The organism is Streptomyces sp. NPDC001530, from assembly GCF_042894545.1.
In the GTDB taxonomy this organism is placed as follows: Bacteria; Actinomycetota; Actinomycetes; order Streptomycetales; family Streptomycetaceae; genus Streptomyces.
The window spans coordinates 175,972-202,637 of record NZ_JBIAVS010000009.1; the positions used below are offsets into that span (position 1 = coordinate 175,972).

General features: G+C 70.6%; 24 protein-coding genes and 3 pseudogenes. 17 read left to right on the forward strand and 10 right to left on the reverse strand.

What is annotated here, in order from left to right; all coding sequences use genetic code 11:
* Positions 1–9 precede the first annotated feature (9 nt).
* From ACFY0T_RS20010 to ACFY0T_RS20040, 7 genes are all read left to right on the forward strand, one after another.
* Complete coding sequence (locus ACFY0T_RS20010; protein WP_388871944.1) at positions 10–975, forward strand: carbohydrate ABC transporter permease; 966 nt, start codon at positions 10–12, stop codon at positions 973–975.
* Positions 972–1,847, forward strand: a complete 876-nt coding sequence (locus ACFY0T_RS20015; protein WP_388871946.1) for a carbohydrate ABC transporter permease — start codon at positions 972–974, stop codon at positions 1,845–1,847. The genes ACFY0T_RS20010 and ACFY0T_RS20015 overlap by 4 nt, the downstream gene beginning before the upstream one ends.
* Positions 1,848–1,859: 12 nt before the next feature.
* Positions 1,860–4,736, forward strand: a complete 2,877-nt coding sequence (locus ACFY0T_RS20020) for a glycoside hydrolase family 2 TIM barrel-domain containing protein (protein ID WP_388871949.1) — start codon at positions 1,860–1,862, stop codon at positions 4,734–4,736.
* Positions 4,729–5,895 (forward strand): MFS transporter, encoded by a 1,167-nt coding sequence (locus ACFY0T_RS20025; RefSeq protein ID WP_388871952.1) that lies wholly within the window; start codon positions 4,729–4,731, stop codon positions 5,893–5,895. The genes ACFY0T_RS20020 and ACFY0T_RS20025 overlap by 8 nt, the downstream gene beginning before the upstream one ends.
* 221 nt (positions 5,896–6,116) lie before the next feature.
* Positions 6,117–7,112 carry an ATP-binding cassette domain-containing protein gene (locus ACFY0T_RS20030; protein WP_388872453.1) on the forward strand — a complete coding sequence of 332 codons (996 nt, stop codon included), beginning with the start codon at positions 6,117–6,119 and terminating at the stop codon, positions 7,110–7,112.
* Positions 7,109–7,918, forward strand: a complete 810-nt coding sequence (locus ACFY0T_RS20035; RefSeq protein ID WP_388871955.1) for an ABC-2 family transporter protein — start codon at positions 7,109–7,111, stop codon at positions 7,916–7,918. The genes ACFY0T_RS20030 and ACFY0T_RS20035 overlap by 4 nt, the downstream gene beginning before the upstream one ends.
* A 2-nt stretch (positions 7,919–7,920) precedes the next feature.
* Entirely contained in the window at positions 7,921–8,727 is an 807-nt protein-coding gene (locus tag ACFY0T_RS20040) for an ABC transporter permease (protein ID WP_388871961.1), read from the forward strand.
* A 195-nt stretch (positions 8,728–8,922) separates the two neighbouring features.
* Here the strand turns inward: ACFY0T_RS20040 and ACFY0T_RS20045 are convergent, their stop codons facing one another.
* The gene (locus ACFY0T_RS20045) at positions 8,923–10,635 is read right to left on the reverse strand and encodes an FAD-dependent monooxygenase (protein ID WP_388871964.1); all 1,713 of its coding nucleotides are present in this window, start codon (positions 10,633–10,635) and stop codon (positions 8,923–8,925) included.
* A gap of 215 nt (positions 10,636–10,850) precedes the next feature.
* Between ACFY0T_RS20045 and ACFY0T_RS20050 the strand changes: the two genes are divergently transcribed.
* Positions 10,851–11,930: an endo-1,4-beta-xylanase gene (locus ACFY0T_RS20050; protein WP_388871967.1), complete on the forward strand. Its 1,080-nt coding sequence runs from the start codon at positions 10,851–10,853 to the stop codon at positions 11,928–11,930.
* A 6-nt stretch (positions 11,931–11,936) separates the two neighbouring features.
* Here ACFY0T_RS20050 and ACFY0T_RS20055 read toward each other — a convergent pair whose 3' ends face one another.
* The 4 genes from ACFY0T_RS20055 to ACFY0T_RS20070 form a co-directional block, all read right to left on the reverse strand.
* Positions 11,937–12,836: a helix-turn-helix domain-containing protein gene (locus ACFY0T_RS20055; RefSeq protein WP_388871970.1), complete on the reverse strand. Its 900-nt coding sequence runs from the start codon at positions 12,834–12,836 to the stop codon at positions 11,937–11,939.
* 255 nt (positions 12,837–13,091) lie between these two features.
* Positions 13,092–13,679: a hypothetical protein gene (locus ACFY0T_RS20060; protein ID WP_388871973.1), complete on the reverse strand. Its 588-nt coding sequence runs from the start codon at positions 13,677–13,679 to the stop codon at positions 13,092–13,094.
* Complete coding sequence (locus ACFY0T_RS20065) at positions 13,676–15,382, reverse strand: PHP domain-containing protein (protein WP_388871975.1); 1,707 nt, start codon at positions 15,380–15,382, stop codon at positions 13,676–13,678. Before ACFY0T_RS20065 ends, ACFY0T_RS20060 begins: the two co-directional genes overlap by 4 nt.
* 137 nt (positions 15,383–15,519) lie before the next feature.
* The gene (locus tag ACFY0T_RS20070) at positions 15,520–15,963 is read right to left on the reverse strand and encodes an ATP-binding protein (RefSeq protein WP_388871978.1); all 444 of its coding nucleotides are present in this window, start codon (positions 15,961–15,963) and stop codon (positions 15,520–15,522) included.
* Between the two features lie 153 nt (positions 15,964–16,116).
* On the opposite strand from ACFY0T_RS20070, the gene ACFY0T_RS20075 reads away from it, so the two are divergent.
* From ACFY0T_RS20075 to ACFY0T_RS20105, 7 genes and pseudogenes are all read left to right on the forward strand, one after another.
* Positions 16,117–16,962: a Scr1 family TA system antitoxin-like transcriptional regulator gene (locus ACFY0T_RS20075; RefSeq protein ID WP_388871981.1), complete on the forward strand. Its 846-nt coding sequence runs from the start codon at positions 16,117–16,119 to the stop codon at positions 16,960–16,962.
* Positions 16,959–17,204 carry a DUF397 domain-containing protein gene (locus ACFY0T_RS20080; RefSeq protein WP_388871984.1) on the forward strand — a complete coding sequence of 82 codons (246 nt, stop codon included), beginning with the start codon at positions 16,959–16,961 and terminating at the stop codon, positions 17,202–17,204. Before ACFY0T_RS20075 ends, ACFY0T_RS20080 begins: the two co-directional genes overlap by 4 nt.
* Positions 17,197–17,862, forward strand: a complete 666-nt coding sequence (locus tag ACFY0T_RS20085) for an alpha/beta fold hydrolase (RefSeq protein WP_388871987.1) — start codon at positions 17,197–17,199, stop codon at positions 17,860–17,862. The genes ACFY0T_RS20080 and ACFY0T_RS20085 overlap by 8 nt, the downstream gene beginning before the upstream one ends.
* Before the next feature lie 63 nt (positions 17,863–17,925).
* The gene (locus ACFY0T_RS20090; RefSeq protein ID WP_388871989.1) at positions 17,926–18,513 is read left to right on the forward strand and encodes a TetR/AcrR family transcriptional regulator; all 588 of its coding nucleotides are present in this window, start codon (positions 17,926–17,928) and stop codon (positions 18,511–18,513) included.
* A complete protein-coding gene (locus ACFY0T_RS20095) occupies positions 18,506–18,676 on the forward strand; it encodes a hypothetical protein (protein WP_388872468.1) in 171 nt (56 codons plus the stop codon). The genes ACFY0T_RS20090 and ACFY0T_RS20095 overlap by 8 nt, the downstream gene beginning before the upstream one ends.
* Before the next feature lie 86 nt (positions 18,677–18,762).
* Positions 18,763–18,952, forward strand: a pseudogene (locus ACFY0T_RS20100) (site-specific integrase); the annotation flags it as partial.
* A gap of 66 nt (positions 18,953–19,018) precedes the next feature.
* Positions 19,019–19,174, forward strand: a pseudogene (locus ACFY0T_RS20105) (hypothetical protein); the annotation flags it as partial.
* A 6-nt stretch (positions 19,175–19,180) separates the two neighbouring features.
* Here the strand turns inward: ACFY0T_RS20105 and ACFY0T_RS20110 are convergent.
* The gene (locus ACFY0T_RS20110) at positions 19,181–21,580 is read right to left on the reverse strand and encodes an ABC transporter permease (protein ID WP_388871992.1); all 2,400 of its coding nucleotides are present in this window, start codon (positions 21,578–21,580) and stop codon (positions 19,181–19,183) included.
* Complete coding sequence (locus ACFY0T_RS20115) at positions 21,577–22,269, reverse strand: ABC transporter ATP-binding protein (RefSeq protein ID WP_388871995.1); 693 nt, start codon at positions 22,267–22,269, stop codon at positions 21,577–21,579. The genes ACFY0T_RS20110 and ACFY0T_RS20115 overlap by 4 nt, the downstream gene beginning before the upstream one ends.
* Before the next feature lie 223 nt (positions 22,270–22,492).
* Between ACFY0T_RS20115 and ACFY0T_RS20120 the strand changes: the two genes are divergently transcribed.
* Positions 22,493–23,776: a sensor histidine kinase gene (locus tag ACFY0T_RS20120; protein ID WP_388871998.1), complete on the forward strand. Its 1,284-nt coding sequence runs from the start codon at positions 22,493–22,495 to the stop codon at positions 23,774–23,776.
* Positions 23,773–24,453, forward strand: a complete 681-nt coding sequence (locus ACFY0T_RS20125; protein ID WP_388872001.1) for a response regulator — start codon at positions 23,773–23,775, stop codon at positions 24,451–24,453. Before ACFY0T_RS20120 ends, ACFY0T_RS20125 begins: the two co-directional genes overlap by 4 nt.
* A 25-nt stretch (positions 24,454–24,478) precedes the next feature.
* Here the strand turns inward: ACFY0T_RS20125 and ACFY0T_RS20130 are convergent.
* From ACFY0T_RS20130 to ACFY0T_RS20140, 3 genes and pseudogenes are all read right to left on the reverse strand, one after another.
* Positions 24,479–25,025 (reverse strand): annotated as a pseudogene (locus ACFY0T_RS20130) (Tn3 family transposase); the annotation flags it as partial.
* Positions 25,026–25,411: 386 nt separating this feature from the next.
* A complete protein-coding gene (locus ACFY0T_RS20135; protein ID WP_388872004.1) occupies positions 25,412–26,179 on the reverse strand; it encodes an isocitrate lyase/phosphoenolpyruvate mutase family protein in 768 nt (255 codons plus the stop codon).
* Positions 26,176–26,634, reverse strand: coding sequence for a hypothetical protein (locus ACFY0T_RS20140; RefSeq protein ID WP_388872006.1), 459 nt, complete (start codon positions 26,632–26,634; stop codon positions 26,176–26,178). Before ACFY0T_RS20140 ends, ACFY0T_RS20135 begins: the two co-directional genes overlap by 4 nt.
* Positions 26,635–26,666 lie beyond the last annotated feature (32 nt).

Genomic DNA, 26,666 nt, shown 5'->3' on the forward strand with positions numbered 1-26,666 from the left:
GACCACGACATGTCGACCACCACAGCACGCGACGTCGCGCGCCCCGCCCCGGCCAAGGCTTCCAAGGCCCGGCCCCGGCGGGGGCTGCGGGGCAACCCCACGCTCAACTTCTGGCTCTTCACCGGGCCGTTCGTCATCGGCCTGGTGATCTTCATCTTCGTCCCCATCGGATGGAGCATCTGGCTCAGCTTCTTCGAGGCGCGCTACACGGTCACCCCCAGCAAGTTCATCGGGTTCGACAACTACCACCAGATCCTGACGAACAGTAACTTCGTCAAATCGCTGGGCACCTTCACCGTGTTCGCCGCGTTCATCGTGCCCACCACGTGGGCGGTCTCCCTGGGCCTGGCGATGATGGTGCACCGGATGCGCTTCATGAAGGCGTTCTTCCGTTCGGTCTTCTTCCTGCCGACCGCGTGCAGTTACGTCGCCGCGGCACTGATCTGGAAGATGTCCATCTTCAACGGCGTCCGCTTCGGCCTCGCCAACACCGTCATCGGCTGGTTCGGCATCGACAACATCGCCTGGCTGGCCAACCCCGATCCGCCGTGGTACTGGCTGGTCATCGTGACCGTGCGCCTGTGGCTGCAGTCCGGCTTCTACATGATCCTCTTCCTGGCGGCACTGCAGAACATCCCGGGCGAGCTGTACGAGGCCGCCGCCATCGACGGCGCCAAGCCGGGCTGGCAGACCTTCCGGTACATCACGCTGCCGCAGCTGCGGGCCACGTCGACCGCGGTGATCCTGCTGCTCCTGATCGCCGCCTACCAGGCCTTCGACGAGTTCTACAACCTGCTGGGCAAGGCCACGTGGGGCAAGCCGCCCCTCGTCGAGCTCTACAACACCGCCCTCGGCAACAACCAGGACTACGGGGCGGGCAGCGCGGGCGCGGTCATCCTGACCCTGCTGATCTGCGTCGTGACCCTGTTCCAAGGCAAGATCATGGGCTTCGGAAGGGGTGAGGAGTCCAAGTGACCACCACCGCACCCGACATCAGCAAGCCGCGCAAGGTCAGGCACGGCGGCAGCGTCATCGGCAACACCGGCCTGTACGTCGCCATCGGCATCGCCGCCCTGCTCTTCCTCCTCCCCTTCTACCTGATCGTCCGCAACGCCCTGATGACCGACCCGGAGATCACGGGCGAGAACTGGAAGTGGTTCCCCACCGACATCCAGTGGGGCAACATCACCGAGCCGTTCGACGACGTGACGGTCGACTTCGGCCGTGCGATGGTGAACTCCCTGGTCGTCGCGGTCCTGATGACCGTCGGCACCCTCCTGATCTGCTCCCTCGCCGGCTACGGCCTGGCCCGCATCCCCTACAAGCACGCCAACAAGGTCTTCTACGCCGTCCTGGCCACTCTGATGGTTCCCACGGCCGTCACCTTCGTGCCCAGCTTCGTGCTGGTCTCCTCGCTCGGCTGGGTGGACACCTATCGCGGTCTCATCATTCCGGGCCTGTTCAGTGGTTTCACCTGCTTCCTCTTCCGGCAGTACTTCCTGGGGTTCCCCAAGGAACTGGAGGAGGCTGCGCGTGTGGACGGGCTCAGCTACTGGGGCGCGTACTGGCGGGTCGTCGTACCGAACTCGCTGAACTTCTTCGCCGCGATCGCCACGATCACCTTCATCAGCGGCTGGAACGCCTTCCTGTGGCCGCTGGTCATCGGTCAGGACCCCAGCGCCTGGACCGTCCAGGTGGCGCTCTCCTCGTACATGACCAACCAGACCGTCAACTACCACCTGATCTTCATGGCCACGGCCATTTCCATCCTGCCCCTGGTGTTCGTCTTCCTCTTCCTCCAGCGCTGGCTGGTCCAGGGGGTCGCGCAGACCGGCATCAAGGGCTGATCTAGGAGACCGATGTCTTTCCGCGCCACCACTTCCATCGATTACGTCGAGGACGTCTCACCCGGCAGCGGCGCGCTTCCACCGCGGGCCTGGTATGCGTCCTCGGATGCCACGTCCCTTTCATTGAACGGCAGTTGGCGCTTTCGGCTGTCGGCGACCGCCGACGCGGAGGACGACTCGTTCGCCGACGAGGACTACGACGCCGGGGACTGGGCGGAAGTCTCGGTCCCCGGCCACTGGGTCCTTCAGGGCCACGGCTCCCCCATCTACACCAACCACCTCTACCCCTTCCCGGTCGACCCGCCGCGCGTGCCGACCGAGAACCCGACCGGAGATCATCTGCGGGTCTTCGACCTGCCGTCCGACTGGCCCTCGGACGGGGGCTCGGTGCTGCGCTTCGACGGGGTCGAGTCCTGCGCCCGCGTCTGGCTCAACGGCACGGACATCGGCGAGTTCAAGGGCTCCCGGCTGCCGCACGAGTTCGCGGTCGGCCATCTGCTGAAGCCGGCCGGCAACGTGCTCGCGGTGCGCGTGCACCAGTGGTCGGCGGGCTCGTACCTGGAGGACCAGGACCAGTGGTGGCTGCCGGGCATCTTCCGGGACGTCACGCTGCTGCATCGCCCGGCGGGCAGCGTCCTCGACTTCTTTGTGCACGCGTCGTACGACCACATCACCGGCGAGGGCACCCTGCGCGTCGACTCGGACGTCGACGGCCGGGTGACCGTGCCGGCCCTGGACATCGATGTCGCGACGGGCGAGTCGGTGACGGTGCCGGTGGAGGCATGGACGGCCGAGACGCCTCGGCTGTACGACGGTGTGCTGGCCACGGAGGGCGAACGCGTCCCGCTGCGCATCGGCTTCCGCACGGTTGAGCTGGCCGACGGCCTGATCAAGGTCAACGGCAAGGCGATCCTGTTCAAGGGCGTCAACCGGCACGAGTGGCACCCGGAAAAGGGACGCGCCCTCGACCCGGAGACCATGCGCGAGGACGTGCTGCTGATGAAGCGGCACAACATCAACGCGGTACGCACCTCGCACTACCCGCCGCACCCCGCCTTCCTCGACCTGTGCGACGAGTACGGCCTCTGGGTCATCGACGAGTGCGACCTCGAAACGCACGGCTTCACCGAACAGGCCTGGCGCGACAACCCCGTTGACGACGAGCGCTGGACCCCGGCGCTGCTCGACCGCGCCGCCCGGACGGTCGAACGCGACAAGAACCATCCGTCGGTCGTCGTCTGGTCCCTCGGCAACGAGGCAGGCACCGGACGCGGCCTCACCGCCATGGCCGAGTGGATCCGCGGCCGGGACGGTTCGCGGATCATCCACTACGAGGGCGACCTCAACTGCCGCGACACAGATGTCTATTCACGTATGTACGCCGAACACGCCGAGGTCGAGCGCATCGGCCGAGGCCTGGACGGTGGTGGGCTGAAGCGGCGTCAGCTCCCCTTCATCCTCTGCGAGTACGGGCACGCCATGGGCAACGGCCCCGGCGGGATCGCCGACTACCAGCGCCTCTTCGAGTCGTACGACCGTCTCCAGGGCGGCTTCATCTGGGAGTGGATCGATCACGGCATCAAGGACGAGCGGTACGGCTTCGCGTACGGCGGTGACTTCGGCGAGGAGCTGCACGACGGGAACTTCGTCTGCGACGGGCTGCTCTTCCCGGACCGCACGCCGTCGCCGGGGCTCGTCGAGTACAAGAAAGTGATCGAGCCGGTTCACATCGAAGGGGACGGCCCGGGCGGCACCGTGCGCATGACGAACGCGTACGACTTCGCGGACCTCTCCGAGCTCGCCTTCGAGTGGTCCTACCAGGTCGACGGCGAGACCGTCGAGACGGGCGCGCTGTCAGTGCCCGCCCTCGCTCCGGGCAAGTCGGCGGAGGTGAAGCTGCCGACGCCGCCCATGGACGGGCGGGGGGCCGAGACTGGGTGGACGGTACGGGCGGTGCTGGCCGCCGAGACCGCATGGGGCCCGCAGGGTCATCAGGTCGCCTGGGCTCAACTACCGGTGAACGAAGGCACTTTGGAGCAGTTCGCCCCTTCCGGAGCGCCCGCGCTCGGCGAGCGGCTCGTCACCCTCGGCCCGGCCGCCTTCGACGCCCGCACCGGTGCGCTGAAGACGATCGGCGGGATCGACGTGACCGGCCTGCGCCTGGATGTGTGGCGGGCGCCCACCGACAACGACAACGGCGCGCACTGGCAGCCGGACGAGCGCTACGGGCTGCTCTGGCGCAAGCTGGGCCTGCATCGGATGCAACACCGGCTGGACGCGGTGGAGTTGGGCGACGACGCCTTGACCGTACGGACCCGGGTGGCGCCCGCGGCCTGGGAGGTGGGCCTGCGCACGGTGTACCGGTGGACGTCCGACGGGACGCGGCTGCGACTGACCGTGTCCGTGGCGCCCGAGGGCGACTGGAGGCTGCCGTTGCCGCGGCTCGGAATCCGTCTGGGGCTCTCGGGCTCGGCGGACCGGGTGACGTGGTGCGGCGGTGGTCCCGGCGAGGGGTACCCGGACACCAAGTCGGCGTCGATGGTGGGGCGTTGGGAGTCGACGGTGGACGAGATGCAGACGCCGTACGTGCGTCCGCAGGAGAACGGTGCCCGGGCCGACGTCCGCTGGGCGGAGATCGGTGGCCTGCGCGTCGAGGGTGATCCGGCGTTCTGGTTCACCGCGCGCCGCTGGACGACCGAGCAGCTCGACGCCGCCGAGCACCTGACGGATCTGGCGGCGGGCGACACGGTCTGGGTCAACCTCGACCACGGGCAGCAGGGCATCGGCTCGCAGTCGTGCGGCCCCGGCGCGCTGCCTCAGTACCAGCTGCGGGCCGCTCCCGCGGAGTTCTCGTTCGTCTTCTCGCCGGTGTCGGAGATCCATGGCTGACACCCTCACACGTACTGCGGCCGGACGGCTCTTCAGCCGTCCGGCCGCGGTCGCGTCCTGCGTCGCGTTCGTCCTCATCGGCATGCTCCAGGCCCTGTACGGGCCGGCCGTTCCGGGCCTGCGGTCGGAGTTCGGGTTGTCCCCGTCCGCGGCCGGGCTCGGCCTGAGCCTGCACTTCACCGGCGGTGTCGCGGGCGTCCTGGCCTTCAACGCGATCCACTCCCGGATCAGCAACAGGGCGCTTCTGGCGGCGAGTTACGCGCTGATGGCGGTCGGCGGCGCGGGCTTCGCGCTCGCCCCGACCTGGCCGCTCGCCCTCGCCGCCGCCTTCCTCGGCGGCCTCGGTTTCGGCGGTATCGACTACGGCCTCAACCAGCTCTTCGCGGTCGGTTTCGGCGACCGTTCGACGGCCATGCTGAATGTGCTGAACGCGCACTTCGGCATCGGTGCGGTGCTCGGCCCCGCGCTCATCGCGTGGGTGGGTCCGGGCGACTACGCGTACGCGTTCGGAGCGTGTGCCGTGCTGGCGGGCGCGCTGATCCTGTGCACGGGCGGCGTACGCAGCGAGGCACCGGAGCCTCCCGCAGCGCAATCGCCCGCTTCCGGTGGCCTGCTCTCCCGCGTACTGGTCGGCTTCCTCGCCCTCTACATCCTGAACGTCGCCGTCGAGGCGGGCGTCGGCGGCTGGGAGCCCACGCACCTGGAGACCGTCGGCTACAGCGCGACCGTCGCCGCCTCCGCCACCTCGGTGTACTGGCTGATGATGACGGCGGGCCGCTTCCTCGTCGTCCCGATCACGCTGCGGTACGCGCCCGAGCGGATCCTCGCGGTCTGCGCGGCCGGGATGACGGCGTGCCTGTTGCTGGCACTGATACCGGGGGCGGCGCCGGTGGCGTACGCCGGTGTGGGCCTGTTCATCGCACCGGTGTTCCCGACCGGTCTGCCCTGGCTGAACCAGGCGCTGCCGGGGGCGAAGCGGGCGGGCGCCTGGGTGATCGCCGCGTCGATGATCGGCGGGGTGGCGGCGCCGCCGCTGCTCGGCGTGGGCATCGAGGCGTCCGGGATTCACGCCGTGCCCTGGCTGTTGACCGTGTTGTCAGGCGCGTCGCTGGTGGCGACGGTCTGGCTGATGCGACTGACGCGGGGGCGTACGACATGAGGGGTGTGAACGGGATTAACAGCTCTGGCGAGGTGAACGGGGTCAACAACAACGCCGATGTGAACGAGACCGACAGCACGACCGACGACAACGGGGCCAACAGCACCGCCCCTGTGAACGAGGTCAACAGCACGGCCGACGTGAACGAAGTCGACAGCACCTCCCGTGTGAACGAGGTCAACAGCCCCGCCCGCGTGAGCGGGTCCAACAGCTCCGCCGGTGTGAACGGCAGTATCCAGGTCCGCGGTCTGTCCCGCACCTTTCACACCACCGTCCGCCGCCCCGGGTTCACAGGCGCCCTCAAGTCCCTCGTCAGCCCGGAGCGCGTGGCCAAGGAAGCCGTCTCGGACGTCAGCTTCGAGGTCGCGCCCGGTGAGCTGCTCGCCCTGCTCGGCCCGAACGGCGCGGGCAAGTCCACCACCATCAAGATGCTCACCGGCATCCTCACCCCGACGGCCGGCGAGGCGCGCGTCGCGGGTGTGGTCCCGTACGAGGAGCGCGAGCGCAACGCGCGCAACATCGGCGCGGTGTTCGGGCAGCGCACCCAGCTGTGGTGGGACCTGCCGGTGCGCGAGTCCTTCGCCATCCTGCGAGACATCTACGGGGTGCCGGAGCGTGAACACCGCGCCCGCCTGGCCGAGTTCGACGAGCTGCTCGAACTCTCCGCCTTCTGGGACACCCGCGTACGGCACCTCTCCCTGGGCCAGCGGGTGCGCTGCGACCTGGCCGCGGCCCTTCTGCACGATCCGCCCGTGGTGTTCCTCGACGAGCCCACCATCGGCATGGACGTGGTGGTCAAGGAACAGGTGCGCGGCTTCCTCAAGCACCAGGTGGAGGAGCGCGGCCGGACGGTGCTGCTCACCACGCACGACATGACGGAGGTCGAGCGGCTCGCCGAGCGGGTCGTGCTCATCAACCACGGCCGGCTCGTCCTGGACGGCACGCTCGACGAGATCCGCCGCAAGTTCGGCTCGACCTGGCAGGTGCGGGCCACGCTCGCCGATCCGCACGCCCACGTCGAGCCGCTGCCGGGGATCGCGCTGCTGCGGCGCGAGGGCCCGCAGGTGGTGTTCGGGCCGGACGGCGAGACCGCCCCGACCGTCCACCAGGCGCTGAAGCAGGTCATCGAACGATACGAGGTGACCGATGTCGCCCTGGACGAGGCCGACTTGGAGGACGTGATGCGGACCGCGTACGTCCAGGCGGGGGAAGCATGACGGCGACGGTCCCGCGCGGATGGCGGACCGCCCGGGTCACCCCGCTCGGCGAGCTGCACACGCCGCCCCGGATGACCGCCGCGCTGCTCCGGCTCACCGTGCAGGTGGTGCTGGTGGCGTCGCTGTGGCGCGGCCTGTACGCGGCGACCGGCACCACCGCCGGGCTGAGCCGCGACCAGGCGGTCACGTATGCAGTACTCGCCGTACTGGCCACCCGCATAAGGGAGTTGGACCAGTACTCGGGCCGTGACACCGTGCAGCAGCACATGCACTTCGGCACCATCGTGTACTGGTATCTGCGCCCGCTGCCCCCGCAGCGCTACTACGCGCTGCGCGCGCTCGGCGAGCAGCTCTACGGATTCGTCTGGGCGTTGGCCGGATACCTGATCTGTCTCGCCGCCGACGTCGTGGAACCACCCAAGTCGGTTGCCGTGGCAGGAGTGTTCGCGCTGAGCGTGCTGCTCGGCCAGTGGGTCCTCTACTACGTCATGCTCGTCATCGACCAGCTGTGTTTCTGGACGCTCCGCAACGGTGCCGCGATCATGATCCTGGTCTTCGCGCAGAACCTGCTGTCCGGGGTGTACGCGCCGCTGTGGTTCTTCCCCGACTGGTTCATCACGCTCAGCCGCTTGCTGCCCTTCCAAGCGACGCTCAGTGTGCCGCTGTCGCTGTACGTGGGCCGGATTCCGCTGTCCGACGCGGGCCCGCAGCTCGCCCTCCAGGCCGCCTGGGTGGTGGCGCTCGCCCTGTTCACCCGACTGCTGTGGCGGCGCGCCGCCCGGCGTGTGATCTCGCAGGGAGGCTGAGGATGTCGTTAGAGGGCTTTCGCGTCGCCTGGCGCATCACGCGTCTCAACTTCCGCGCGCAGCTGGAGTATCGCTCCGAGTTCCTGATGATGGTCGCGATCGGCGCGGTCTGGCAGGTGTCGGTGATCGTGTTCGCGACGGTGCTGCTCACCCGGTTCACCGGGATGGGCGGCTGGGACAGCTCGGAAGTCCTGCTGATCCCGGCCACCCGGATGCTGGCGCACGGTCTGTTCGTGCTCTTCCTGGGGCGGGTGCACGGCCTGGCCCGGCACATCCAGGAGGGCGTGATCGACACGTATCTCGTCCGCCCGATGCCGGTCCACCGCCAGCTCCAGCTCTCCTTCTTCCCCACCAACGCGATCGGCGACCTGACGGTGGCGGCGGGCCTGATGGCAGGCGCGCTGAGCCGCAGCCACCTGGACTGGAACGCTGCGCGGATCTCGTATCTCGTCGTCTGCGTACTCGGCGGGATGCTCCTGGAGGCCGCCCTGTTCACGGTGGTGGCCTGCGCGTCCCTGCGCTTCCCGGCGGCGGACTACTGGGGGCGCTGGCTGGAGGAGCTGCTCGGCACGTTCGGCAGCTATCCGCTCAATGTGCTGCCGCGCGCGGTCGGCGGGTTCCTCACGTACGGGCTGCCGCTGGCCTTCGTCGCGTACTTCCCGGCCGCCGTGCTGACCGGCCACGGGGGCGACTCGGGCGTGCCGTACTGGCTGGCGGCGGTGTCGCCGCTGCTCGGGGCAGCCGCGTGTCTCGGCTCGCGGCTGCTGTGGCGGTGGAGCCTTCGGCACTACACGGGGGTCAATGGGTGACCACGACCTCCACGACCTCGTCCGCGGCGCCGGTGTGGGGCGCCAAGCAGTTTTCGCCCCCTCCGCCCCTACCCTCCCCCAAGCTCTCGGCTTCGCTCGAGCAGGGGGGACCCCCATCGTCCCTGGGGGCTGCGCCCCCAGACCCCCGCCAAAAGATCGCGCAGTTCCCCGCGCCCCTGAAGAGGCGCGTGACGGTCAGCGAGTGACGAGCGGCGCGGACAGGGTCGCGAAATAGCCGGACAGGGCCGTCGCGGTGTCCGCGAGGGGGAAGCGGGCGCCGAGATGCCCGTCGGGGCGGACGACGAAGCCGGTCGGACCGTCGGGGCGGTAGAGCCGGGCGAACTCCCCGGCGGCGTCGCGGTATCCAGGGACGGCCAGGGTGTCGGGGGCGGTCGCCGCGCCCTCGCGGGCGAGGATGGCGACGGTCTGCAGGCCGGCCCCGGGGTCAGGGGCGTGGGAGCTGCCCTGGCTCTCGGCGGGCGGCTCCGGCGGCAGCCGGTCGGCCCCGGCGGCCCGGGCCGCCTCGGCCAGGTGGGCGGTGTTGCGCGCGTACAGGAGCAGCACATGCCCCGTGCGGCCGCGCAGGATGTCCAGCAGGCGCAGCGGGTAGGTGGCGACGGGGGCGGTCAGGCCGGCGCAGTCCGGGGCGCGGTCGCCGGGCTGGGGCGCGTCGGCCGGCCCGTACGGGCTGCCGGAGAGGGGGCCTCCCCGGTAGCCGACGAGCAGTTGGGCCTCGCGGAGCATCAGGGTGCGCGGGTCGTCGGGGTCGGTTTCGATGCCCTGGGTGGCGTGGCGGACGGTCCGGCCGACGACCTCTTCGCCGACCGGGCGGCGCTCGGCGTCGTAGCTGGCGAGCAGGGCGGGTCCGGCCTCCCCGCGGACGGTGAGGGCGATTTTCCAGGCCAGGTTGCAGGCGTCCTGGATGCCGGTGTTCATGCCCTGGGCGCCGGTGGGCGGGTGGATGTGGGCGGCGTCGCCCGCGACGAAGACCCGGCCGTCGGCGTAGCGGTCGACGATGCGGTGGCTGATGCGGAAGACGGAGGACCAGCGCATCCGGGAGACGACGGCCGGTCTGGGAGCCAGTCGGTCGACGACCGCCTGGATGTGGTGCAGTTCCGGGCCCCGGCGGCCTTCCAGGCCGTGCGCGACGCCGTCGCCGGATGCGGGCGCCTGCTCTGTCGCCCGGGTGGAGAGTTCGGGCGGGACGAGCATCGACATGCGGTAGCGGCCCACGCCGGGCAGGGGGATGCAGACCAGCAGGTCGTCGGTGGAGCCGTCGTCGGTGCGGTGGCTGGAGCGCACGCCGAATCCGTGCGGGAGGTCCCAGTCGGCCTCGACGTCGGCCAGCATGTACTCCTCGGCGAAGGCTCCGCCCGCGAAGTCGAGTCCCAGCCCCTTGCGGACGACGCTGTGCGCGCCGTCGCAGCCGATCAGATAGCGGGCACGGACCTCCTCGTCGGCGCCCGAGGCGGTGCCGAGGCGGGCGGTGACCCCGTCCGCGTCCTGGGTGAAGGACAGCAGCTCGGTTTGGCGTTCGATCGCCGTGCCCAGGCCCGCGACGTACTTCTCCAAGAGGCGCTCGGTCTCGTACTGCGGCAGCGCGGCGAATCCGTAGGGCACCTCGGGCGGCAGCGTGAGGTCGATCCGTGCCTGCTCCCGGCCGTTGACGTAGATCAGCTGGCCGCGCAGCGGAACGGCAGCCTCCAGGACGGTGCGGGCGAGGCCCATCCGGTCCCAGATCTCCAGGGTGCGGGGCTGGATGCCGACCGCCTTGGCGTACGGGAGGCGGGCCGCGAGCCGGTCGATGAGGCGGCAGCGCACCCCGTGGCGGCGGAGTTCGGCGGCCGCGCTCAGTCCGACCGGGCCGGCGCCCGCGATCAGTACGTCGATGGTGTCGGTGTGCGCCACGGGTGTCTCCCAGTGTCTGGCCCCCGGACCGGTCCCGTACTCCATGGTCGCCCGGCCCGGCCCCGGTGGCGAGCCGGGGCCAGGCCGACGGCCGTGAAGCCTTGGGGGCAGCTGATCCGGTCGGCAACCTTCCCGCGCCTCCGGTCGGCAACCTTCCCGCGCGCGGCGGCGACGGAAGGGGGACGCACCACACCCCCACGCCGCGAGGAGCAGCCGTGCCTCAGTCACCCGCAGGTCACCATCGCCGTACCCGCCGCCCACTCCCCCTCGTCGCCGCGGGCACCCTCGTAGCGGCGGCGGCCGTCACCTTGCCGCAGCTCACGCCCGACGCGAGTGCCGCGACCACACTGCGCGGATACGCGGACGGGCGGGGCGTGAAGATCGGGGCTGCGGTCGGGGACGGGCCGTTGCAGAGCGACTCGGCGTACACCACCGTCCTGGACCGGGAGTTCAACTCCGTCACCGCGGAGAACGCGATGAAGTGGGATGCCGTCGAGCCGAGTCGGGGCTCCTTCAACTGGGCGGCCGCCGACCGGCTCGTCGCGCACGCGAGCGCCCACAACCAGGGCGTACGTGGGCACACACTCGCCTGGTACAGCCAGTTGCCGTCCTGGCTGAAGAACGGGAACTTCTCCGCCTCCGAGCTCAACTCCCTCCTCAAGAGCCACATCGACACCGAGATGGGGCGCTACAAGGGCAAGGTCTACGCCTGGGACGTCGTCAACGAGGCGTTCAACGAGGACGGTTCGATGCGCAGCTCGCTGTGGCAGGACAAGCTCGGCTCCGGGTACATCGCCAACGCGCTGCGGTGGGCGCACGCCGCCGACCCCGCCGCGAAGCTGTACATCAACGACTACAACATCGAGGCGGACAACGCGAAGAGCGACGCCCTGTACGCGCTTGCCAAGCAACTCCTCGCGGACGGCGTGCCGTTGAACGGGATCGGCTTCCAGTCCCACTTCGTGGTCGGCCAGGTGCCGTCCACGATGAAGGCGAACCTGAAGCGGTTCTCGGACCTGGGGCTCGAAGTCTCCGTCACCGAGCTCGACATCCGCATCCCGCTTCCCGCCTCCTCCGCGGAACTCGCCCAGCAGTCCGCCGACTACAAGACGGCGAGCGAGAACTGCCTGGGCGTCGCCCGGTGCGCGGGCGTCACCGTATGGGGCGTCAGCGACAAGTACTCCTGGATCCCGGGCACCTTCAGCGGATACGGCGCCGCCCTCCCGTACGACGAGAACTACGCGGCGAAGCCCGCCTACACGGGACTGTCGAACGGCCTCAACCCGAACGCATAGGCCTCACTAACAACCCCGCCCGCGCCGCAGATCGCGCGCCGACTGACCGTAGTGCGCCTTCAGGGCGCGGGCGAGGTGCCGTGGGTCGTGGATGCCCCAGCGCGCGGCCACGGCTGCCGTCGTGCGGCCGTCGTGGGCGGGGTCGAGGAGATCGCGGCGGATGCGTTCGAGGCGTTCCTGGCGGAGCCAGGCCGCGAAGGGCTCGCCGGTGCGGCGGAACAGACGGTGCAGCTGGCGTGCCGAGATGCCGTGCGCGGCGGCGACCGAATCGACGCACAGGGAGGGGTCGGAGATGTTCGCGAGGGTGTAGACGCGGATGCGGTCGACCAGTTCGGTGGCCGTGTCCATCCGTGCGGGCGCCTTCTCGGTGAACGCCGCGATCAGGAGGGACACCAGCGCGTCGCCCACGTGAGCCTGCGCCGGTCCCGTCAGTTCGTCGAGGTGCCGGCCGAGGCCGTCCAGGAAGGCGGAGAGCACCGCCTGCGCCCCCGTCTCGGCCTGCAGCCGCCGGGCCGCCTGGCGGGCGAGGGTGTCGGCGTGGCGGCCCAGCTCGCCGCGCGCGATGCCGACGGCCAGCACGTCACAGTCGTCGGCGACCGCGAGCCGGTACGGCCGCGTCATGTCGAAGACCACGAAGTCCCCGCCGTGCGCCCGGGATTGACGCCCGCCCTGGTCCACGGCGGCGGGCACCGGCGACCGGTGCAGCGTCACCTTCAGCAGCTCGGGATCGGTGGAGGTGATCGCCCGGGGCGTCCGCGCGACCAGATGCCCGGAGCCCCGGATCCGCGCCACGCAGGCGCGCCCCACCGCCGCCGCGTCGATGTCGGCGCGGAAGCCGTCCACGCCCGGAGCGGTCACCGCGAGCGGTGCGAGGATCGTGGAGGCGGCGGTCTGCAGTTGGTTCACGGTGGCTCGGCGTACGTGTAACGCACCTAAGGCACCGTCGTTCATGGGGCCGCCCCCTCATCCGCCTCGCCCGCGCACCTCATCTCCGTGGACGTAAACGACAGTTGCCCGGTTCCGTGGCGCGTATCGGTGACACCGCGGGCGGGAATCGGAGACTCGACCGGACGTCGCGTGCGTAGCGTGGTCCAAGGGGAGCAACGTCGGCCGGAACCTTCACCACAGTTCCGGCCGACTGCCCTCGACTGCCCGCCGCCGTCAGTGGTCCGCGCAGCAGGGCGTGGGGTCTGGTACCTCGAACGGGACCAGCGTCCCGCCCGCGGCCGGCATCGTCGTCAGGACCAATTGTCCGTCGCGCCACTCCGGGCGTACGTGGTCGCGCGTGACGATCTGCCGCTCCGGCTCGGGACCGTCGGGTGAGCCGAGTACGGCCACCCGGTCCACCGCGGAGACGGCCAGCAGCCGGGCGACGGTCACCGTACCGGTGAGGGCTTCGGACCCGGGGTAGAGGACGGCGCGGCCACCGGTGCGCGCGGCGTGCTCGGCGGCGGCCCGTGCGGCGCCGGCGGCCAGTTCGGCAGGACCGTGCAGCTCGGCTCCGAGAGCGGCACCGAACTCCCCTTCCGCGAGCCGCCGCAAGGCCGTGCGGGCCGCACGTTCCGACGGCACGGCGAAGGACAGGGCCATGCGCGGCCGCCCTCCGTCCCGTACGTGGTGCGTGCAGCCCAACACGTCCTCCGCCGCGCCGAGTTCGACAGCCAGCCCGCGCAGCAGGTGGTCGGCCTCCTGCAGGGCTCCCACGAGGCCGGTGTCGACTCCGACGACGTACCCGTACCGCTCGGTCACGACGGCAGGACCCACACCGGGTTGGAGTAGAACCACAGGTCCTTCCACGGGTCCGCGTCGCCGACGACGTCCACGGCCGGGCCCGCCGGGTCGACCGCCGCGCCCATCAGGCCGACGGCGGAACGGTTGCCGTCGGTGCCGCGCAGCCGGACGTACACCGGGCGGTCGACCGCACCGAGGTCGTAGGTGAGGCGCACCGTGCCGGTGGACTTGTTCACCTCGTACGACTGGACGACCTTCGCGGTGGGAGCGGTGAACGTGTCCCGGTCCGAGACAGCGCCCGTCACATCGCCCTGGATGACGTCAACGCGCGCCAACTTCGGTACGAATCCCGCCCAGTTGGGGCCACCGGCCAGTCCCAGGTCCACCGTCAGCGTGACCCGGGTGCCCTTCCTCACGTGCAGCGCGCCGCCGAGGGTGGCCCAGCGGCTGCCGCCCGCCACCCGCACGTCGAGACCGCTCACGAGCCGCCCGTGGTCGACCCACACACGCCCGGCGCGGATGCCGTCCATCACGGCCGCGTACGAGAATCCGTCGGCGCCCACGTGGGTACGGCTGTACTGGCCGGGCCAGTAGTCGCCCTGGGTGAGGTCGACCTTGCCGCCGTACACCGGGTCGGTGTGCTTGCCGTTGGCGGTGAAGTCGCTGTCCGGGCCGCCGCGTACGGCGGTGTCCGTGTACACCTGGTGGGAGTCGGAGTTGGCGGTGATCCACCACGGCTTGCCCTCGGCGAGCAGGCTGTCCCACAGGCCGCCGACGGTGGCGGTCATCCAGTCGAAGCCGCCCCAGGTGCGGTAGCTCTCCAGCGGGTAACCGGCGAAGGAGTTGGCGCTCGGGCTGTTGTCGTAGATGCCACGGGCCCGCCCCATGCCGAGCGGCGTGGCGATACCGGCGGCCTGGTGGCCGGGGGCGCCCTCGAAGCCGACGGCGATCTGGCGGCCCGGGGCGGTCGCGTCGCGCCAGCCGCGGATCTCGTGCGGCGAGTCGACGCCACGCCGCGCCGGGTGGTTGGCGAGCATCAGGGCGTCCTTGACCTTGCGCCGTTCGACCTGCTCGGCAAGGAAGTTGAGCCCCGCGACGGCGAGCGCCTCGTTGGCGGGCGTCGCGTCGGAGGCGCCCCTCACGCTGCCGTCGTAGTCGGTCTCGAACTGCTTGAGAACCGCGACCTCGTTCTTGCCCGGGTGGACGAAGACCGTGCCGTGCTCGGCGGCCGGGATGTTCCACTCCAGCCCCTGGAACACGAGCGTGTCCTCATAGGCGTCCCGGGCCTCCTGGATGTCCGGGTTGACCTTCTCCACACCGATCTTTGCGTGCGTCTCGCTGCCGTGGTCGGTGATGACCATCCAGTCCAGGCCGTGTCGGGCGCCTTGGCGGACCTGGTCGCCGACGCGGTACTTGCCGTCGCTGCTGTACTGGGTGTGGATGTGGTGGTCGCCGGCCAGCCACAGGAAGCCGTCCTTCTTCCGACCGCCCGTGGAGGCATACGCGGGGGTGGCGGCCCCCTGCGCGAGGACGCTGCCGGCGGCCAGGCCCGCACCGAGCAGTCCGGCACGACGCAGCAGCGAGCGACGCGACTGCTGCTCGGGGGTGAGGGCCTCGTCGGGCACGGAGGTGTCGAAGGCGGCGGGCAGCGGGGCGCCGCCCGACTCCTCCTGGTGGTGATGGTGGTGATGCCCGTGCTCGTGTCCGTGCGTGTGCCCCATGACCGCCTCCTGAGTCGCGCGCCACCCATGGGACGCGTGTCAGGAGGAGATTCGATGCGAAACATGAACAGTGGACGGCCGGTGCGTGATCACCGAGCGACCCGGGCGGGTCAACTGGTCTAGCCCGCCCGCGTTGGTCAGCCGACCGCCCGTTGCGTCCGGACTTCCGCCCAGACGACCTTGTACGCCGCGCCCGGGCGGGGCTCCACGCCCCACCGATCCGCGACCGCCGCGACGAGCAACAGCCCGCGCCCACCCTCGTCGTCCGAGGGCTCCTGGAGAACGGGCAGCCGGTCCGTCCGTCCGTCGGCCACCTCCACGCGTACGACGTCCTCACGCAGCACCAGCCGTACGCGGAAGTCGCGCCCACGCACCCGTCCGTGCCGCACGGCGTTCGCCGCGAGCTCGGCCACGACGAGGGTCACGTCCAGACTGACGTCCCCGTCGTACGCGAAACCCCACGCGTCCATCCGATGCGACACGAGCCGCCGGGCCAGCCTCGCCCCTCGCGGGGTGCAGCTGAAGAGCTGGGTGAACGTACGTACGGTGACGGCCACTTGGGCCCGGGTCTCTCCTGGCATGCCTCAACGGTCCCCTGGGGCACGGGGGTCGACCAGCGACGCCACTCGTACGCTGCGCACCGTACGAGTTCACGGACTGGACAGTAGGCGTAACTGTCCGTGACTCTTGGTGACTTGGCGGGGTTGGCACCAATGCACTCGGGGGTACCCGACATGACCGACAGCACCATCAGCACCGGCAACACCACGACCGAGCCCGAGCCGTCCGACAGTCTGAAGTCGTTCGGGGCGGTACACAAGGCTTTCCGCAGGCGAGCGGGGTACACGCAGGAGTCGTACGCGCCGCTCGTGCGGTTCCAGCCGTCCACGGTGGCCTCGATCGAGCAGGGGCGCCGCTTCCCACCGCGCGTCTTCGTCGAGCGGGCCGAGGAGATCCTGGACGCCTTCGGCGCGCTCAAGGCGGCGTACAAGTACGCGGGACGGGAGAAGGGGCTGGCCGCGTGGTTCCGCAGGTGGGCGGAGCTGGAGGAGCTGGCGATCAGCCTGTACACGTACGAGAACCGGCTGGTGCCGGGGCTTTTGCAGTCGGAGGGGTACGCACGCACCCTGTTCGGAGCACGCGTGCCCCTGTTGACCGACTCGCAGATCGAGGCCCAGCTCAGCGCCCGCATGGAGCGCCAGCGGATGCTGGCCGAGCGGCCCAACACGGCGTTCAGCTTCATCGTTGAGGAGTACGTCTTCATGCGGCGGACCGGCGGCACGGAGGTTACGCGGGAACTGATCGACCACATCCTGGGGCTCACCGAACTGCGCAACGTGGAACTCCAGTTAATGCCGTTGGAGCGTCATGTCCATGCAGGACTGAACGGTCCCATCCGCCTGCTGGAGACGCCCGAGAACGAGTGGTTCGCCTACTGCGAGGGGCAGGAGAGCGGCCAGTTCATCTCCAGTCCGAAAACGATCAGTGTGCTCCACATGCGCTATGCGAAACTTCGCTCACAGGCTCTGACTCCGGAGGATTCCCGGAGCCTGCTGGAGCGGATGCGAGGAGCACTATGAGGACCACCGAACTGGCCTGGTTCAAGAGCAGCTACAGCGGCGACTCGGGTGATGACTGCGTCGAAGTGGCCCTCACCTGGCGCAAGTCGACGTACAGCAGCAGCGGCGATGGCGACTGCGTCGAGATAGCCACCTGCCCCACCACCATCCACATCCGCGACTCCAAGAACACCCGCGGCCCCCAACTCACCCTCTCCCCCACCGCCTGGACGGACTTCGTCGAGTTCGCCGCGCGTGGCTGACCAAGTACGGCTCGCATACCGGGAGTCGGGGGACCCTGAGGCCCCGCCCCTCGTACTGCTGCACGGGCTCACCTCGGACGGCAGCGCGTGGGACGCGGTGGCGGCCCACTTCGCCGGCAGCCACCGCGTAGTCGTGCCGGACCTGCGGGGCCACGGCCGCAGCCCGCACCCCGGTACGTACTCCTTCGAGCTGATGCGTGACGACGTACTCGCGCTCGCCGATGAACTCGACCTGGAAGAGGCGACGTTCATCGGTCACTCACTGGGCGGTGTGGTCGCGTATCTACTGGCGGCCCGGCAGCCGGGCCGGGTCGCGCGGTTGGCCCTGGAGGAGACTCCGCCCCCGGTCCCGCTCGGCCTACCCGCCCCCCAGCGCCCTCCGGGACCGCTCGGGTTCGACTGGGCGGCCCGCCCCGCGATCGTGCGGCAGCTGAACGCTCCGGATCCGGCGTGGCAGGACGCTCAGAGGACCGTCCAGGCCCCCGTTCTGGTGATCGCGGGCGGCCCCGAAAGTCATCTGCCCCAGGACGAGATGGCGAAGATGGCGGCTCGCTTCCCGAAGGGGCGACTCGTCACCATCCCCACAGGTCACCGCGTCCACGCCGTGCGTCCGGAGGAGTTCCGCGCGGCGGTGCATGAGTTCCTCCCGCCCCCATAAACCTGTGCACACTAGGTTGTAACCTAGATACCCTAGGTTCAGTCGAACAACAGGTGGTGACACATGGCCCGTGCCGGGCTCACGACCGATCGCGTCGTGGAGGCGGCAGCCGATCTCGCGGACGAGGTCGGCTTCGAGAACGTCACCCTGTCCGCGCTGGCGCGGCAGTTCGGGGTGAAGGACGCGAGTCTGTACTCGCACGTCAAAAACGTGCGGGACCTGCACTCGCGGATCGCGCTTCTCGCGGCCGGCGAGATGATCGACCGGATCGCCGCCGCCGTGGCCGGGCGCGCGGGCAAGGACGCGCTCGTCGCCTTCGCGGGCGCCTACCGGGAGTACGCGCTGGAGCGGCCGGGGCGGTACCGGGCCACGCATCTGCAGCTCGACCCCGCCGTCGCCGCCGAGTCCGACGCGGGCCGCCGCACCGCCGAGGTCACCTACGGCATGCTGCGCGCGTACGGGCTGTCCGAGCCCGATCTCACCGACGCGGTACGCCTGCTGCGCAGCACCTTCCACGGCTACTGCGCCCTCGAAGCCATCGGCGGATTCGGCGCCCCCCGTGACGTACAGACGTCCTGGGAGCGCGCATTGGACGCCCTGCATGTCGCCCTGGAGCACTGGCCACGGACGAAGGGCGGCGATCATGAGTGACCCGCACTACGACGTGTGCGGCAGCGGGCGGGTGCTGCTGATCATTCCCGGTGGGGCCGGTCACCCGATGGGGCCCGGCATCGGGAGCGCCTGCGGCGCGTGGTCGCTCATGAGCCGCCGAGCGTCGGGGTACTGCCCGACGCGGCGCGGCAGCGGGCGCTGATCGGGGAGGTGTACGAGATCTGCCACGCGGAGGGTGTCGGGGTTGAGGAACATCGGAAGGGGGGAAGCTGTGCCCACCGTCGTACAACTACCGACGACCTGCACGAGTATCGACACTCGGCTGACCCACCTCGGCGAGGGCGGGGCCGGCCTGCTGATGCTGATGGCCAAGTCCCGGCACAACAAGCCGGAGAATGTCCGGCGCTACTTCAAGCCCTCTCCGGAGGCGATCGCGGAGGTCACCAGCCTGCTGGCCCCCCGCGACAGGCGCTGCTGAACTCGGGGGTCAGCAGCCGCAAAGGGTAGATCGGCACCTCGTAGTACGTCCGCAACGCCGCAGGCTGGGCGTCTGTGGCGGCGTACGGCGGCGAGACCTGGTCGCCGGGCCTCCCAGGTCCGCCTCAACATCTACCCAGACGGGGGCATCGCGCGCCTGCGGCTGCACGGCAGCCCGACCCCTGCAGGCCTGGCGGACCTTCCCCGGCGGTTCGCGCTCTGACGGCCGCTACTCGGTGCGCAGCGCCGTGGCCGTACGGGCCTTGGCCGCCCAGCCCGCCGGGAGCAGCGCGCCCAGCACGGCGATCACGATCCCGGCCAGCCCCAGCAGCACCAGCTGCGGAGTGTCGTACACCTCGAGGATGGACGGCGGCAGATTGGTTCCCGCCGCATGCCCCATCACCGGCAGCACATAGCCGTGCAGCGCGAACCCGAGCGGCAGTCCGACCAGCCCGCCGATCAGGCCGATCCCGGCGACCGACGCGAGCACAAGGCTCAAGGTCTGCCGCGGAGACATGCCGAGCGCCTTGCAGACGCCCAGGTCGTGGACGCGTTCGCGGGTGTCCAGGACGACGGAGTTGAGCACGCCCAGGCCCGCCACGGAGACCAGCATGAGGGTGAGCAGCACCGCCATCGCATCCAGGATGAGGATCATGCTCTCCTGCTCCGAGGGCGAGTTGGCGAAGACGTCGCCGCCCAGCGGTTCCACCTCCGCAGCGAGCTTCTCGGCGTACTCGGCGGGGGAGACGCCCGGCTTCACCGCGATCTGGAAGGTCTGGGGCTTGGCCTTGGCGAAGGTGGCCATGTCCGCGTTGATGTGCAGCCCGTCATCGGAGGTGTCGAAGGCCTCGCCGACGATCCGCAGGGTCTGCGTGTCCTTCTGGTACGTGACCCGCACGGTGTCGCCGATCCTGGTGCCTGTCCGCTCCAGGAACCCCGTCGGCACGACGGCCTGCCCCGGGCCGGTGAGCCACCGCCCGGAGATCATCTCGTAGCGTCCGGCACTCGTGTCGCCCTGGTAGAAGCTGGCCTCCACCGCGCCGGAGAGGCCGGTCACCGCGACCTGCCCCTGGCTCAGCCCGTAGTACGAGGCGGTGCCCGACTGGGCCTTGATGGCGGCGCTGACCTTCTCCGGGTCGGCGGACGGCATCTCCGGAGCCTCCCCCGGGGGCGGCCCGCCGCGGGACTTCCTCTCGATGCTCGGTCCGCCGCCCGCTCCCTCCGGTACGCCGCTGATGGCGGTGACCGCCGAGCGCTCCTCGGGGTCCGACGCCGCACCGACCGCGTTCAGGGACTGCGTCAGCCCCACCGCGAAGGTCGCCGCGACTGTGCCGAAGGCCACCGCCAGCAGCAGCGCGATCGTACGGACCGGATGCGCGAAGGGACTTGCCAGTCCGTACGTCACCGCCCGCGGCAGCGGCAGCCGGCCCGCCGCCCGGTGCGCCCACTGACCGCGCCCTGTCCGCGGCGCCCGGCCGACCGCGATGGCCTCGACCGTATGCAGCCGCCCCGCCCGCAGCGCGGGGAGCAGCGCCGCCATCCCGACGATCAGCAGCGCCACGAGCGGCACCACGACATCCACCCACCACGCCACGGTCAGCGAGGCTGTGCCGTACACCTGCTCGGTGTCCTCCAGCAGCGGTACGGCGAGCAGATTGCCCAGCACGACCCCGAGCACAATGCCCGCACCGGCCGGGATCAACGCCTGTGCCACATAGGCGCGTACGACCTCGCGCGGGGTGAAGCCGATGGCCTTGAGGATGCCTATCCGGCGCAGGCTGGTGCCGACCGAACCGCTCACCACGCTGCCGATGATGATCACCGACATCACGATGCCCAGCACGCCGAAAGCGAGGAGGAACGGAATGGTCGCCCGCGCACCCGAGTCGGCGGCCCGCTTGGTGTCCAGATACGACTGGGCGCCCACCAACGCCCCGGACGGTACGGCGGCGGCGAGTGCCTTACGGTTGGCGGCGATCTGCCCCTTCGAGCCGGCGGAGGCGAACCGGTAGAGCATCTGGCTCATGACTGGGCTGTCCTTCGAGACGAGCGATCTGACCTGCCCGGGCGTCGCCCACGCGTCGGCGGTCCGGGCCACCGAGGTGGCGAAGCCCACGACCGTCAGAGTCGGCCCATCGGCGGCGTCCGACGTCTTCAGGGTGGAGCCGACCTCGAGGAAGGGGCCGGTGAACGACGCGGAGAGCACGATCTCGCCGGGCTTCTCGGCCCACCGCCCGGACTTGAGGTCCAGGTCGTCCACGTCGGCGTGCGGACCGGACCGCCCGACCAGGGTCAGGCTCGGCAGATGCCCGCCCTGCGAATCCACCGGCTGGAAGGAAGTCGACGGGTAGGGCCCGCCGCTCGCGGTGACTCCCTCCAGCTGCTTGGTCTCCTTGAGCTGAGCCTCGCTCACCTTGTCCGGATCGAATTGCACGGTCAGATGTGCGCCGTGCTGCTTGGCGAAGGCGTGGTCGAAGGGCGCGTTCGTCGCGACCATGAGCGATCCGGCGACGACGGCCGAGGCCACGGCCATCATCGTGGCGATGGCGATCACCACCGTCTGGACCCGTCGCCGACCCACCCCGGCGCGTACGACCCGGCCGAGCGGGCCCGTTCCCCAGCGGCTCATCGGACAGCCTCCGCATGGGTGTCGAGCGCCAGATGACCGTCGACCAGATGGATCGTGCGGCTGGCGCAGGCCTCCGCCAGCGCCAGATCGTGCGTCACCAGCACGATCGTCTGGCCCCCGCGGTGCAGATCCACCAGCAGCTCCCTCACGTCGTGGCCCGAAGCGGTGTCGAGTGCGCCGGTCGGTTCGTCGGCGAGCAGCAGCGCGGGCCGGTTGACCAGCGCCCGGGCCACCGCGACCCGCTGGCGTTCGCCGCCGGAGAGCCGGCCCGGATAGGCGAGGGCGTGCTTGCTGATGCCCAGCACCTCCATCAGCTCGGCAGCGCGGGCTGCGGCCTTCTTCCGCGAGGTCCCGGTGAGCTGGGCGGGGAGCTGGATGTTGTCGGCGACGGTGAGGTCGTCGAGCAGATTGAAGAACTGGAAGACGATGCCGATCTGCTCGCGGCGGAACCGGGCCAGCCCGTGCTCGCTCAGCTGGTCGACCTGCTGGCCGGCCACGGTCACCGAGCCCTCGGTCGGCTTGTCCAGACCGGCGACGAGGTTCAGCAGCGTCGACTTTCCGCTGCCGGAGGGGCCCGTCACGGCCAGGGCCTCGCCCTTGGCGACTCTCAGGTCGATCGGTCCGAGCGCAGGTGCGCCGGCGCTGTCGTAGCGCTTGGCCACACCTGTCAGTTCGATCACGTGGGTCATGGGAGTTGTCCCGTCCTTGGGGTTCGCGAGGGCTCATGCCTGTGCCGGCTCAGCGAACGTAGGGTCGGGCGGTTCTGCGGCGCGTCGGCCGCGGCACCGACATCCGGCCGTTCCCGCGGATGATGCGGCCGCGGGGTCATCCCTGCGGCGTACGCCTGCGGGACAGCTTCCGTGGTCGCGCAGGCGGACGCGGGGCGGTGCGGAAGGGCCGCACAATGTGCTGATGGAGACGGAGGACCGGCGCGGCTGGCGCCGGCAGCTGCGCTACGTGCTGCGCCCGGACGCGAAGCCCGCACCGCTGTCGCGGCGGGCGGTGCGCGCCGATGTGCTGCTGGCGGTGCTGCTGACGGTCATCGCGCTGGTCGTGGCGGCGCGTTACCCCGACGGCGGGCTGGTCCAGTACAAACGGGACGCGCCGTATCCGCCCCCGGTGCCTGTGCCTCCCGGGGAGGTCGTGCCCCACGTGGAAGAGCGCTCGTCGATGATCTGGCCGCTCGTCGTGCTGGCGGCGCTGCCGCTCGCGTACCGGCGCCGGTATCCGCTGACCGCGTTCGCGGTGGTGATGGGCGCGACGCTGGTCATGGTCGACGACGCCACCTGGATGAACGTGGTGACCTGCGTCCTCGGCGCTTACAGCGCCGTCATGTACAGCCGCCACCGGACGCGGGCCAAGGCCGGCATGGTCCTCGCCGCCGTGCTGGCCGGCCTCGCGTTCAAGAACACGGAACCGATCCTGCCGGGCTGGTCGAGCCCGGCCGTCGTGCTGTTCATCGCCGGCGCACTGGCCGGCCTGGTCCGGTTCTGGCAGCGGCAGCTGGCGGCCAGCCGCTACCGCTACACGGAGCTGCAGCAGGCACAGCAGGAGGCCATGCGGCGGGCCGTTGCGGAAGAGCGTTCCAGGATCGCCGCCGAGCTGCATGACGTGGTGACCCACAATGTGAGCGTGATGGTGATCCAGGCGGGTGCGGCGCGCAAGGTGATGGACGCGGCGCCCGAGCGGTCGAAGAAAGCGCTGCTCGCGGTCGAGGCCGGAGGACGAGCCGCCATGGCCGAACTGCGCCATGTGATGGGCCTCCTCGCCGCCCCGGACCACGAGCGTCCCGACGGCCTCGAGCCCCAGCCGGGGCTCGGGCAGCTCGACGCCCTGGTCGAGCGGGTGCGCGCCGCGGGGACACCGGTGCGCGTCGCGGTGTCGCTGCCGCCGGACCCGCCGCCGCCCGGGGTGGACCTCGCGGCGTACCGCGTCGTCCAGGAGGCGCTGACCAACACCATCAAGCACGCGCCCGGCGCCGACGCCGCCGTCATGATCGGCTACACCGAGGACTGTCTCGAAATCGAGGTCACCGACACCGGCGGTGTGCGGGACGCCGTGCCGACGGACGGCAATGGCCGGGGCCTCATCGGACTGCGCGAGCGGCTGGCGGTCTACAAGGGCGAACTGACGTCCGGGCCGACCCTCGCCGGAGGCTACCGGATCAAGGCGCGAGTCCCCTGGCGGACCGTATGAGCCAGCCGCCCCTGCGGGCCGTCATCGCCGACGATCAGGCCCTGGTGCGTACGGGCTTCGGGATGATCCTCGCCGCCGACGGGATCGAGGTGACGGCCGAGGCGGCCGACGGGGCCGAGGCGGTCGCCGCGGTCCGCCGCACACGGCCCGACGTCGTGCTCATGGACATCCGGATGCCGCAGATGGACGGCATCGAAGCGACCAGGCACATCCTCGCCGACGGTGGCCCGGACGCCACCCGGGTCATCATCCTGACCACCTACGACCTCGACCACTACGTCTACGCCGCGCTCACCGCCGGCGCCAGCGGCTTCCTGCTCAAGGACGTCACCCCCGAGCATCTGGTGGCCGCCGTACGCCTGGTGCAGTCCGGCGACGCCCTGCTCGCGCCCACGATCACCCGTCGGCTGATCGAACGCTTCGCCCACCGCGACGAGCCGCAGACCACCACCCTGCACCGCGATCTGTCCGGCCTGACCCCGCGCGAGCTCGAAGTGCTCCGCCTGCTCGCGACGGGCCTCAGCAACGCCGAACTAGCCGACCGGCTGTTCCTCAGCCCAACCACGGTCAAGACCCACATCGGCCGCATCCTGTCGAAGCTGGACCTGCGCGACCGCGTCCAGGCCGTCGTCTTCGCCTACGAGACGGGGCTGATCGCCCCGGGAGACGGCGCCTAGTCTGCCGGACTGCAGGAGCGCTCACTTATCCCACGTCAACCGCGTCTGGGCCGCGCAGTAGCCACATGCCGCCGGGCAGTTCCGGCAGCTGGAAGGGCTAGCGGCCCAGCATGTTGACGTGATGCCGCACGAATCGCGAGAGGCGGGTCACGTCCTCGTGGCGGACGTCGAAGCCGTCTGCCCGCAGTTGGGTCACGGCGGCGTCCATGGAGCAGGTGGTGAAGAGCACCAAAGCGTTGAGGACCAGGCCCAGCGCTCCGATCTGGTCCTCCATGCCGTCCTGGTAGCGCTGGTAGAGCTGCCCGGCCCGGCCGTGGAAGATCTTCCGTGCGAGCGCGTGGCGGCCCTCCTGGAGGTTGGCCTGCACCTTGAACTGACGGCGGTAGCCGGGCTCATCGGCCAGGCGCAGGATGTGCAGGGTCTTGGCAATCCGCCAGTGGTGCGATCGCGTCGCCCAGCGGGGTGGGCCGGCCGTCCCGGGACAGCATTCGCATGACGTCGTAGGCGCGGACGGCTCCGGTATGGATGGAGCCGATGATTCGCAGGATGTCCTCCCAGTGCCGCTCGCCTCGTCCTGGAGCGCGGCATCGGCTCGTACGCCCGTGGAGTCGCGGCGGGTGCGGGGGTGCTGCTGACCTTCGGCACCGTCAACGCGTATCTGTCGGGCGGTGCCCGGTTGGGTCCGGCCCTTGCCGGGGACCCACGGCCGGTGGCCGTCCGGCGGAGTCTGCTGCTGCTCGGCGTCGCCTGCGCGGCCGTACTGCTCGTCGCCGCGCCGGGCGGGACCGGCGTGGAGATGCTGCTCCGGGCGACCTCGGCCTGCCTCGCCGCCGTCACGCCGGCCGCTGTCGCGCTCCTCCCCCGGCGGAGCACTCTGCCGTACAGCGCGTTCGCGGGGAGCGCGCTGGTCGCGGTCGTACTCGTCTTCTGGGGGGTGTATCCGGTGGTGCCGGCGGTGCTAGGGGTTGGGGCCTTCTGCGCTGAGCGCCTGCACCTCGGAGTACGTCGGCGTGACGCCTCGCGGCGGCCGTCCCGCCCGGATGTCCACGGCCGTGTCCACGGCCGCGCCCAGTGCCCGCCTGTACAGCAGGGAGCCGAGGCTGACCCTGCGTACGCCGAGGTCGCCGAGTTGGGCGACACTGGGACCCAGGGGTGAGTAGAGGATGTTGAGCGGGACGTCGAGGGTCTTCACCAGGGTGGCGATCCGGTCGGCGTCGCTCAGGCCTGGGACGAACACCCCGTCGGCGCCCGCCTGTTGGTAGGCGTCGAGCCGGCGGCACGTCTCGGCATGGCTGCCGTCGCCGAGCCAGTACGTGTCGGTGCGGGCGTTCACGAAGAGGTCCGGTACGGCGGCCTTGACCGCGGCGATCTTCGCCACGTGCGGCGTCACGGGCCCGAGGCCGTCCTCCAGGTTGATGCCAGCCGCCCCGGCTTCGACCAGCTCACGCGCCAACTCGGCGACGTCGTCCGGGTCTTGGCCGAACCCGTCCTCGGCGTCGACGGACAGGAGGAACGAGCCCGCACCGAGCTGTCTGGCGAGTCGCAGCGTCAAGTCCCTGGTCAACGCCGTACCGTCCGGCAGCCCGGCGGCAGCGGCGACGCCGAGGCTGGTGGTGCCGATCGCCTCGAAGCCCTGGGCGGCGAGGGCCGCCGCCGAGGCATGGTCCCAGGCGTTGGGCAGGAGCAGGGGTGTGCCGGCGTAGTGGAGTGCGGAGAAGGGGGTCATGCCTGCCTCCCGACGGCATCGGCGTAATACGTCGATCCCTTCAGGTGCGTGGCCAGTTCGCGGAACGTCCAGCCCTCTCCCGGGGAGTCGTCGAGTTGCTCGTCGGTCAGCTCGCCGAGCCGGTTCGCCCATATACGGGCAAGGCGCGTGAGCCGGCTGCGGGCCTCGTCGAGGTCCTCCTGCGTGAAGGGCGCGAGGTCGGCCTCCGTGGTGCTCGCCGACGCGTGCCAGTGGTCGGGCTGCGGCTCCTCGCCGACGAGTCGGGCCTCCAACTCGGCCAAGTGGTCCACGAGATGGTCGGCGACCCTGCGGATCGCCTTGTGCGGGGTGTAGACGCGGTCGTCGACGTGGGCGGGCTTGCCGTCCCAGGCGGTCCAGGTGGCCGCCAGATCGAGGACGTGGTCCACCATGCCCACGACGGCCTCGATCGCTGCTTCCTGCGCGGAGTCGGTCATGTCCGCAACGCTAGAAGCGGAACGCTTCGGTG

Bases quoted from the DNA above. Each gene is read 5' to 3' on its own strand.
- ACFY0T_RS20070 (WP_388871978.1), bottom strand. From the start codon at position 15,963: ATGCCAGGAGAGACCCGGGCCCAAGTGGCCGTCACCGTACGTACGTTC.
- ACFY0T_RS20120 (WP_388871998.1), top strand. From the start codon at position 22,493: ATGGAGACGGAGGACCGGCGCGGCTGGCGCCGGCAGCTGCGCTACGTG.
- ACFY0T_RS20010 (WP_388871944.1), top strand. From the start codon at position 10: ATGTCGACCACCACAGCACGCGACGTCGCGCGCCCCGCCCCGGCCAAG.
- ACFY0T_RS20090 (WP_388871989.1), top strand. From the start codon at position 17,926: ATGGCCCGTGCCGGGCTCACGACCGATCGCGTCGTGGAGGCGGCAGCC.
- ACFY0T_RS20035 (WP_388871955.1), top strand. From the start codon at position 7,109: ATGACGGCGACGGTCCCGCGCGGATGGCGGACCGCCCGGGTCACCCCG.
- ACFY0T_RS20095 (WP_388872468.1), top strand. From the start codon at position 18,506: ATGAGTGACCCGCACTACGACGTGTGCGGCAGCGGGCGGGTGCTGCTG.
- ACFY0T_RS20125 (WP_388872001.1), top strand. From the start codon at position 23,773: ATGAGCCAGCCGCCCCTGCGGGCCGTCATCGCCGACGATCAGGCCCTG.
- ACFY0T_RS20040 (WP_388871961.1), top strand. From the start codon at position 7,921: ATGTCGTTAGAGGGCTTTCGCGTCGCCTGGCGCATCACGCGTCTCAAC.
- ACFY0T_RS20020 (WP_388871949.1), top strand. From the start codon at position 1,860: ATGTCTTTCCGCGCCACCACTTCCATCGATTACGTCGAGGACGTCTCA.
- ACFY0T_RS20115 (WP_388871995.1), bottom strand. From the start codon at position 22,269: ATGACCCACGTGATCGAACTGACAGGTGTGGCCAAGCGCTACGACAGC.
- ACFY0T_RS20135 (WP_388872004.1), bottom strand. From the start codon at position 26,179: ATGACCCCCTTCTCCGCACTCCACTACGCCGGCACACCCCTGCTCCTG.
- ACFY0T_RS20075 (WP_388871981.1), top strand. From the start codon at position 16,117: ATGACCGACAGCACCATCAGCACCGGCAACACCACGACCGAGCCCGAG.
- ACFY0T_RS20025 (WP_388871952.1), top strand. From the start codon at position 4,729: ATGGCTGACACCCTCACACGTACTGCGGCCGGACGGCTCTTCAGCCGT.
- ACFY0T_RS20140 (WP_388872006.1), bottom strand. From the start codon at position 26,634: ATGACCGACTCCGCGCAGGAAGCAGCGATCGAGGCCGTCGTGGGCATG.
- ACFY0T_RS20110 (WP_388871992.1), bottom strand. From the start codon at position 21,580: ATGAGCCGCTGGGGAACGGGCCCGCTCGGCCGGGTCGTACGCGCCGGG.
- ACFY0T_RS20065 (WP_388871975.1), bottom strand. From the start codon at position 15,382: ATGGGGCACACGCACGGACACGAGCACGGGCATCACCACCATCACCAC.
- ACFY0T_RS20080 (WP_388871984.1), top strand. From the start codon at position 16,959: ATGAGGACCACCGAACTGGCCTGGTTCAAGAGCAGCTACAGCGGCGAC.